Below are 8,411 nucleotides of genomic sequence, written 5' to 3'. Positions count from 1 at the left end.
CTTCTCTCTTTTTATTTTCGTTTTTCGTCTCTGACTGATTTTTAGAGGTGCCCTAGAGTAATTTGTCTCACCTCAAAATATATCACGACCGAGCTACAAGCATTAGCTGAGAGATTCCAGTACCTTGTGGCGTGCAAGTTTTCCAGATGCTGTTTTAGGCAGGCGATCGACCCGATGGATGGCTTTAGGGAGTTTGTATTTAGCCAGATCGCGACTCAGACAGAATTCTCGAATTTCCGTCACTGTGAGAAATTCTGTTGTTACAAGCACAGCTACGACGATTTGCCCCCACTCGCGATCGCTTACCCCCACCACACAGGCGTCTTGAATCGCAGGATGTTGCATTAAAATCTCTTCTAGTTCCGCAGGATAGATATTCTCCCCGCCACTGATAATTAAATCAGTACGCCGACTGACCACATATAAAAACCCTTCAGAATCTACATAGCCCAAATCCCCAGTATGTAACCAACCATCTCGCAAAGTTTCGGTTATGGAGGAATTCACATAGCCAGCCATCACATTCGTTCCCTTCACCAAAATCTGTCCGATTTCTCCGATAGGGAGTTCTATCTCAGGGAAATCGATAGAAACAATTCTTACTTGGCTACATTGTAAAGGCTGACCTACTGAACCTCGTTTACACATCACATCTTGCGGTGATAGGGTGGCGATTTGCGAAGCTGTCTCTGTCATGCCATAGGTAGGCATAATTGGTAACTTGAGCTCTAGACATCGTTCTAGCAGTTGCTGATTCGGAGCCGCCCCCCCTAGTAGAATGCCTCGCAATTTCCTCCATTCCTCTATTTGCATGGATACATCGCTTTGACTCAGTCGGTCGAGAATGCGGGTTAGCATGGTTGGCACGAGGGAAATTAGCGTAATCTTGCCCATTGCGATCGCTTGGATTACCCGCTCTAAATCAAAGCGCGGTTCTAATGTAATTGTGGAACCATCAAGTACGCTGCGCCAAATAATCGATAGTCCTCCTACGTGAAATAACGGTAGGCACACTAGCCAGTTATCCCTAGTGTCAGTGTCTAGGTTCTGAGCGGATGCGATCGCACTGTGGAAATGATTGCCATAGGTCAACTGTACGCCCTTAGGCTTTCCTGTCGTACCTGATGTATAAATAATTGCTTGAATTGACTCTAGATCGATATCTGGAATAAAATCCTGACTGATTCGCTGTTGGGAATCCCTGTCAGCCTGTTTCACAGCTTCGATCTCAATCAGCTTCAAGCCTTCTGTTTGGTCTCCTGTTTGGAATCGCTCGATAACTTCGCAAGCTTTCTCTTCCGTTCTTCGATCGTAGATGAGAAACTTGGTTGCACTGTCTTGCATTTGCCAGTTTAATTCTTTCGCACTTAACCGAGTATTGAGTAAAACCGCAATGCTGCCCAACTTTGCCAAAGCATAAATCAAAAAAATATAATTCCCATGATTTTCCATGAGAATACCAACTCGACAGCCATACCCAATTCCCTGTTCTGACAAATTCCTAGCAATTTGGATCGCTTCAGCTTCCATCTCAGCATAACTCCAGACCCTATCAGCAAAGATAAGAGCAGTGCGATCGCATGTCTGTATTGCTCTCTGGGTTAACCAGTTTAAATTTGGTGCGATCGGCATTATCAAAACCACTTATTCCCTTCGCTAACGAACTGTTTCTAGGAATGTTACTCTGAAAATTTGCATACGATAAATAGCCGATCGCATCAATAATCTGTTTTGTAAATTTATTTTGTAAGCGATACAGTACGCTACCGATCCGCAAGTTGTCTTAGATCTTCTTTGAGTGACGCGGAATCAAGTATCTATCAAAGCAGATCGGCAGCCCTTTGCAGAAGAACCAACTTCCATAGAGCCTAAATTATAGAAAAGTGGTTCTCCGAATTCCTAGCTAGGAATGAATTTCAGCGAGACCCCATTCATGCAGTAACGTAGTCCAGTCGGGTTAGGCCCATCATTAAATACATGCCCAAGATGACCTCCACAGCGTTTGCAGTGAACTTCTGTACGGGTCATAAACAAAGACCTATCGACAGTAGTTCCGATCGCGCCGTCAAGGGGAGCATAAAAGCTCGGCCAACCCGTACCACTATCAAATTTCGTGGTTGATGAGAATAAAGGCAAGTCACAACCCGCACAAACAAAAGTACCTTTACCATATTCTTTGTCAAGAGGGCTGGTATGAGAGCGTTCGGTTCCATGCTTGCGGAGTACGCGAAATTGCTCGGGCGTAAGGAGTTGCTTCCACTCTTCTTCGGTTTTCATGATTTCAAATTTGTCTGCTGCCACTGCTGTTCCTATGTTTTCAGAGTTTTGGGTTTCAGAATTATTAGATTGAAAGCGAGATAACAAAACAACACTAACGGCTGCCGTACCTGCTAAGAGAAATGTGCGTTTCTTCATAGTTTTAATTATAAGGCTGTGTTGATATTTATGGGGGCAAGTCTTCCCGTAAGGGCAATTCATGAATTGCCCTTACGGAAAAGCGATACACAGATCGATCGAGGACTTTAGGGCAGTCATTACAGAACCTGCCAAAATCGCACTTGCCAAAATTGAGGTTAGTTTCATCGTGATTTTTCCTATCGATCGCAGTTTTGTCTTGTCATTACTATTACGAGTTAGGTCTCAATTTGGATGAAAATGAGGTTTGCTTGCGATTGCATCGTGCCAACTTAAGCCACAATCCCGCCTTTAAAAGTGCAAGCTGAAAACAAAACTACTATCCAAGCATATTTAGGACAACACTAAGTTATCGCGATGCACGACCGTGTCTTCGCCTTCAAAGCCCAATAGGCGCGGGATATCTTCAGACTGATAGCCTAAGATCCGTTCGATTTCGTTACTACTATAGTTCGCGATCCCCCTTGCAATTTCTTTGCCTTCGGAATCGCACAGACCGATCGCATCTTGAGCGTCAAATCGTCCTTCCACTTTGGTAATGCCTGCGGGTAAGAGCGATCGACCTAAATTCATCACCGCTTTTACTGCACCATCATCCAAAAATATTTTGCCCAATGGAACCATACCATAGGCAATCCAGCGCTTCCTTGCGGTTACGGTGCGGGGTTGCGCGGCAAATTGCGTACCAATATTCTCTCCTTCTAGAATCCGCAAAATACTATCGGGGGCATCACCTTTAGTGATGACGGTCTTTACCCCTGCGGCGGCGGCAATCCGCGCAGCGGCAAGCTTTGTATTCATGCCACCCGTGCCCCATTCCGTTCCTCCCCTTGCGGGTAGTTTTTCAGAGGCAGCTTCGTTTAAAATCTGAATTAAATCGGGTAACTGGTCGGACTCCACAAACTCAATCGGTTTAGCGTCTATATCTTGGCGAGGGTCAGCAGAATAGAGGCGATCGACATCGGTGAGTAAAAACAGCCAATCGGCTTCGATCAAACTTGCCACTAAGGATGAGAGCGTATCGTTATCGCCAAACTTGAGTTCGTCCACCGCCACCGTATCGTTCTCATTCACGATTGGGACAACCCCTAAATTCAGCAGTTCCGTAAAGGTGGAATGCACGTTGATGTAATGTTGCCGCTGAATTAGATTTGCCCGAGTCAGTAAAACCTGCGCGACAGGTTGATTTAATGTGCCAAAAAAATCGTCGTAAATCCGCATTAATCGCCCCTGCCCCACCGCTGCCACGGCTTGCTTGAGTGCAATATGGGTCGGTCGCCCCTTCATCCCCAATCTGGCACAACCAACGCCAACTGCCCCAGAGGACACCAAAACCACCCGATGTTCTTGGCGGCGCAATTGTGTAATGACCTCGACCAGCCGAGCGATCGCGGCGATATGTAAATCCCCAGTTTCAGGTTTGGTAAGGCTAGAAGTACCAATTTTGATGACGATGGTTTGCGTTTGCATGAATAAAACCAAATTTTTTAGTTTGTTACAGAAAATGCAACAGTTAAGTCTAACGATAATCGAGCCGCTATATTGAACAGTTAGATTGGGTCAAAATTTCTTTGCTATTGATCTTAGTTTTACCCAGCCAGTTAGAAATTCTCCTACTGTGAGGTCAGGAATCATGTTGCCACTAACGTTACCTAAGTTTGCCCTACCCAAAATCCTATCGAAAATTAGGCTCCCTCAAGACGCACGAGACTATCAAATCTTATTTTTATCACTTTTTCTGATCTTGGGTGTGAGCACTAGAGATTGGACGCTACACCCCGATCTGATGTTATTGGTATTCGGCGTTTGCTGGCTAACTCAAGCAGTGGCGGTTGTATTCACGCAGGCGATCGCACCAAAGTCTATGCCACAGGAGCAATTAGGTAAATTTCCCTTAAATATTCCTAACCCTACCTATTTTTCCCATCTCCAAAACCTAGGGAGTTTGCGGAGTGCTACGATTACAGCCTTGGGGCTATGTTTGCTTTTACGCTCTGATAGTTATGTGACGATGGCTGTGGCAGCTTTTCTGGCAATTATCAGTAAGTTTATCTTTCGTTTAAATGGAAAGCACTGGTTTAACCCTGCCAATTTTGGCATTGTGGCGGCACTGAGCTTAGGCGAACATGCTTGGGTGTCTCCTGGGCAGTGGGGCGATGATAGTTGGTACGCTTTGCTATTCCTCGGGTTGGGTGCTTTGATTCTAAAGCGCGTGGGACGCTGGGACACCAGTATTACTTTTTTAGGAGCTTACGCCCTCTTAGAGGGAGTTCGCAATCTATGGCTGGGGTGGACGTTTGACGTACTCGCCCATCGCCTCATGAGTGGCTCATTGTTGCTATTTGCCCTATTCATGGTTACCGATCCGCGCTCAATTCCCAATGCTCGTATCGGTCGGATTGTTTGGGCAGTAGCGATCGCAGTTCTCACCTTTGTGTTACGCAATCAGTTTTACATCGCGGATGCCATGTTTTATGCCCTATTTGCCCTGTCACCCTTGACCCTGCTCTGCGATCGGATTTGGTCGGGTTCTAAATTCTCATGGTCGCCTCGGTTACCAGAATTAGCGATCGCCCGTTCTTAGAGCGTGTTTGAGAAGTTTTACCCCCTCTAGCTCCCCCTTGCACTAGCCGCGAAGCGACTTCCCGCAGGGTAGGGGGAGGATTTAAGTTTCCCCCCTTTGCAAGGGGGGATTAAGGGGGGTAAAAGTAGAAATTTATACGAGAGACCAGACTTCTCAAACACTCTCATAAACCCCATTCCCTGAATGTGTCTGTAGTCCGTTCTTCATCTGCCCAAAATCTATTGCCCAGAATCTATCGATCTCTGACTCAATATGAAACCCTTACGTATTCTCATCAGTCTTATTCTGACTGGCTTTCTCCTTTTGAGTTTCACGCCCACAGCCCTTGCTTTTTGTGGCTTTTATGTTGCCAAAGCTGATTCCAGTCTCTATAACAAAGCCTCTCAGGTGGTGATTGCCCGCGATGGCGATCGCACAATTCTCACGATGTCAAATGACTACCAAGGGGAGATGAAAGATTTCGCTTTGGTAGTTCCCGTTCCAGTCGTACTCAAACAAGAACAAGTTCGCATTGGCGAATCAAAAGTGATCCAGCGACTCGATGCCTTTAGTGCGCCGCGTTTGGTGGAATATTTTGACTCCGATCCTTGCATGGTTAGGACGTACCAATCTGAAGATAGAGTGATGAAAGCAGCTCCTTCGGCAAGTGCTGATGTCTCTAGGCGGCGACAGAGCCAAGGCGTGACAATTGAAGAGCAGTTTACTGTTGGTGAATATGACATTCTCATTCTCAGTGCCGAAGAATCGGACGGACTGGAATCTTGGCTAACCGAAAATGGCTATCGCATCCCCAAAGGCGCAAAGGATCTATTGCAGCCTTACATTCTCCAGAAAATGAAATTTTTCGTAGCAAAAGTAAATCTCAAAGAACAGCAAAAAACTGGTTCTCAGTTCCTCCGCCCAATTATGATGGCATTTGAATCCCCTCGATTTATGTTGCCAATTCGATTGGGAATGGTGAACGCGCAAGCCGATCAAGATTTACTGATTTACGTTTTGTCACCCAAAGGTCAAGCCGATTTAACCAACTATCGCATGGTCAAAATTCCCTCTGGCGATAATATTCCAACCTATGTCAAAGGTGAATTTGCCAATTTCTATAAATCGATGTTCCAGACCTCTTACGATCGCGAAAATCGCAAGGTCGCATTTCTGGAATATGCATGGGATATGAGTAGTTGCGACCCTTGTTCGGCAGATCCGCTCACACCAGAAGAACTCAGGCAAGCTGGCGTATTTTGGCTGGATTCACCTAGTGACACTTCTCAACCTCAAATCATGCCAAGAGGTCGAAGACCCCGACCTAATTCTGGTGGTGTGTTTATTTCGCGCATCCACGTTCGTTACACCCGCGACAAGTTCCCTGAAGATTTGATGTTTAAGGAAACCACAAATCGCGAGCAATTCCAAGGTCGTTATGTAATGAACCACCCGTTTACGGGCGATACAAAATGCGAAGCTGGGCTGCAATACAAAAAATCCCTACCGAAGCGATTTGAAGGTGAAGCACAGACATTATCGAAGCTCACGGGCTGGCAGATTAGCGATATTCGCAAAAAAATGAATCTCGTTGAAGTGTTCACACCGACTTCCACAAACTCTTCTAAGACTTTATGGAGCAGCTTTGAGGACTGGTGGCAAGATATCTTGATTCGATTTGTGAATACGTAAACGGGTTTTCAGTTGTCGGTAAAGAAGTTGTCAGTTAGACAGAAGCTATCAGCTTTTGAATTCCTTGCTTTTCAAGACAATATACCGATAAGGATACCTTTTTTGCTAGACGATCTTAACAACTGAAAACTGATAACTGAAAACTAATAACCATGAAACCCCTACGAATTCTCATAGGCTTAATTCTCTCTAGTATTCTGCTTTTAAGCTTTACCCCTTCTGTTTTAGCCTTTTGTGGTTTTTATGTGGCAAAAGCGGATGCCAGTCTCTATAACAAAGCTTCGCAGGTGGTGATTGCACGAGACGGCGATCGCACGATTCTCACAATGGCAAATGACTATCAGGGCGATATGAAAGACTTCGCTCTCGTCGTTCCCGTTCCTACGGTGCTCAAACAGGAGCAAGTACGCATTGGCGAGTCCAAGATTATCGAGCGACTCGATGCATTTAGCGCGCCGCGTTTGGTGGAATATTTTGACTCCGACCCCTGTGCTGTCTACAATCGCGCCTTAGAATCAAGTGCTATTCCATCTCCAACTACTCGTGGCTTTGGTGGAGATTTAAGAGGAAGAAACGAACTCGGCGTTACGATCGAAGCCCAATTTACCGTGGGTGAGTACGACATTCTCATCCTCAGCGCAGAGGAATCCGATGGTTTGCAAACATGGCTCATCGATAATGGCTATCGCATTCCAGAGGGAGCAGAGCAATTGCTGCAGCCTTACATTCGTCAGAACATGAAATTCTTTGTGGCGAAGGTGAATCTTAAGGAACAACAGAGTACAGGCTCGAAGTTTTTGCGTCCAATCATGATGGCGTATGAATCACCCAAATTCATGCTGCCGATTCGCTTGGGCATGATCAATGCTTCTGGCGATCAAGATTTATTGGTGTACGTACTTTCTCCCTCGGGACAAGCGGAAGTTACCAACTATCGCACGGTGAAAGTTCCCTCAGATGCGGAGATTCCTGTATATGTCAAAGAGGAATTTAGTAACTTCTATAAGTCGATGTTTAAGACTGCCTACGTTAAAGAAGATCGTAAGGTAGCCTTTTTAGAATACGCTTGGGATATGAGTAGTTGCGATCCTTGTTCGGCAGATCCGCTCACCCAAGAGGAATTGCAAAAAGCTGGTGTATTTTGGTTGGATTCGCCCAGTTCATCTGTTCCCAATCTAAATTCTAGCTTTAGAAGAAGTAGACCCCAACCTACCTCTAGTCGCGTATTTATTTCTCGCTTTCACGTTCGCTATAGTCGCGACAAGTTCCCTGAAGATTTGATGTTTAAGGAAACGACAAATCAAGAATTCTTTCAAGGTCGCTATATCCTGCGCCATCCTTTTGAAGGGGCAGCCCAATGCGAAGGGGGTCAACAATATCAAAAATCTCTACCTGTCCGATTTGAGCAAGAGGCAAAAACTTTGGCACAGTTGACAGGATGGAATATCCAAGATATCCGTCGCAAGCTGAAGTTACCTGCAACGCAATCAGGTAGTGGTAGTTCTTTCTGGCGTAGAATCTGGAAATAAATCAAAGACTTCGTTGGGGGATTTCCTTTCCCAGATATTGAACTGGTACTAGGAGGGATAACCCCTCCTTTTTTACGCATAAGTGGCTGCTAGACGTTAGACCAATTTAAAGACTGAATCTATAGCAATCCTATTTGATTTGTGGGTAGAGGCAGTATATGAATTGCCCCCTATTGAAAAGTTAAAAAGCTGTGTGTTAATATATCGATCGT

The 8,411-nt window shown here is 45.4% G+C and carries 6 protein-coding genes; 3 read left to right on the top strand and 3 right to left on the bottom strand.

The features are described from left to right. Window positions 1-102: 102 nt before the first annotated feature. The 3 genes from menE to proB form a co-directional block, all read right to left on the bottom strand. A complete protein-coding gene (gene menE / locus V2H45_RS14725; RefSeq protein ID WP_330484407.1) occupies window positions 103-1,632 on the bottom strand; it encodes an o-succinylbenzoate--CoA ligase in 1,530 nt (509 codons plus the stop codon). 267 nt (window positions 1,633-1,899) lie between these two features. Next, entirely contained in the window at window positions 1,900-2,415 is a 516-nt protein-coding gene (gene msrB / locus V2H45_RS14720) for a peptide-methionine (R)-S-oxide reductase MsrB (protein WP_330484406.1), read from the bottom strand. A 333-nt stretch (window positions 2,416-2,748) separates the two neighbouring features. Next, window positions 2,749-3,885 (bottom strand): glutamate 5-kinase, encoded by a 1,137-nt coding sequence (proB, locus tag V2H45_RS14715; RefSeq protein ID WP_330484405.1) that lies wholly within the window; start codon window positions 3,883-3,885, stop codon window positions 2,749-2,751. 163 nt (window positions 3,886-4,048) lie between these two features. Here proB and V2H45_RS14710 point away from each other — a divergent pair, with 163 nt between their 5' ends. From V2H45_RS14710 to V2H45_RS14700, 3 genes are all read left to right on the top strand, one after another. Further along, on the top strand, window positions 4,049-4,999 hold the full coding sequence (locus V2H45_RS14710; protein ID WP_330484404.1) for an RnfABCDGE type electron transport complex subunit D: 951 nt from the start codon (window positions 4,049-4,051) through the stop codon (window positions 4,997-4,999). Window positions 5,000-5,251: 252 nt separating this feature from the next. Beyond that, entirely contained in the window at window positions 5,252-6,670 is a 1,419-nt protein-coding gene (locus tag V2H45_RS14705) for a DUF2330 domain-containing protein (RefSeq protein ID WP_330484403.1), read from the top strand. A gap of 152 nt (window positions 6,671-6,822) precedes the next feature. Then, window positions 6,823-8,199 (top strand): DUF2330 domain-containing protein, encoded by a 1,377-nt coding sequence (locus V2H45_RS14700; protein ID WP_330484402.1) that lies wholly within the window; start codon window positions 6,823-6,825, stop codon window positions 8,197-8,199. Window positions 8,200-8,411: the final 212 nt, after the last annotated feature.

The organism is Tumidithrix elongata BACA0141 (assembly GCF_036349135.1).
In the GTDB taxonomy this organism is placed as follows: domain Bacteria; phylum Cyanobacteriota; class Cyanobacteriia; order Pseudanabaenales; family Pseudanabaenaceae; genus Tumidithrix; species Tumidithrix elongata.
The sequence above is the reverse complement of the archived record's forward strand: the minus strand, read 5'-3'. Positions and strand labels throughout refer to the sequence as shown.

Excerpts from the sequence above, each read along its gene's own strand:
- proB (WP_330484405.1), bottom strand. The coding sequence starts at position 3,885 with ATGCAAACGCAAACCATCGTCATCAAAATTGGTACTTCTAGCCTTACC.
- V2H45_RS14700 (WP_330484402.1), top strand. The coding sequence starts at position 6,823 with ATGAAACCCCTACGAATTCTCATAGGCTTAATTCTCTCTAGTATTCTG.
- V2H45_RS14705 (WP_330484403.1), top strand. The coding sequence starts at position 5,252 with ATGAAACCCTTACGTATTCTCATCAGTCTTATTCTGACTGGCTTTCTC.
- menE (WP_330484407.1), bottom strand. The coding sequence starts at position 1,632 with ATGCCGATCGCACCAAATTTAAACTGGTTAACCCAGAGAGCAATACAG.
- V2H45_RS14710 (WP_330484404.1), top strand. The coding sequence starts at position 4,049 with ATGTTGCCACTAACGTTACCTAAGTTTGCCCTACCCAAAATCCTATCG.
- msrB (WP_330484406.1), bottom strand. The coding sequence starts at position 2,415 with ATGAAGAAACGCACATTTCTCTTAGCAGGTACGGCAGCCGTTAGTGTT.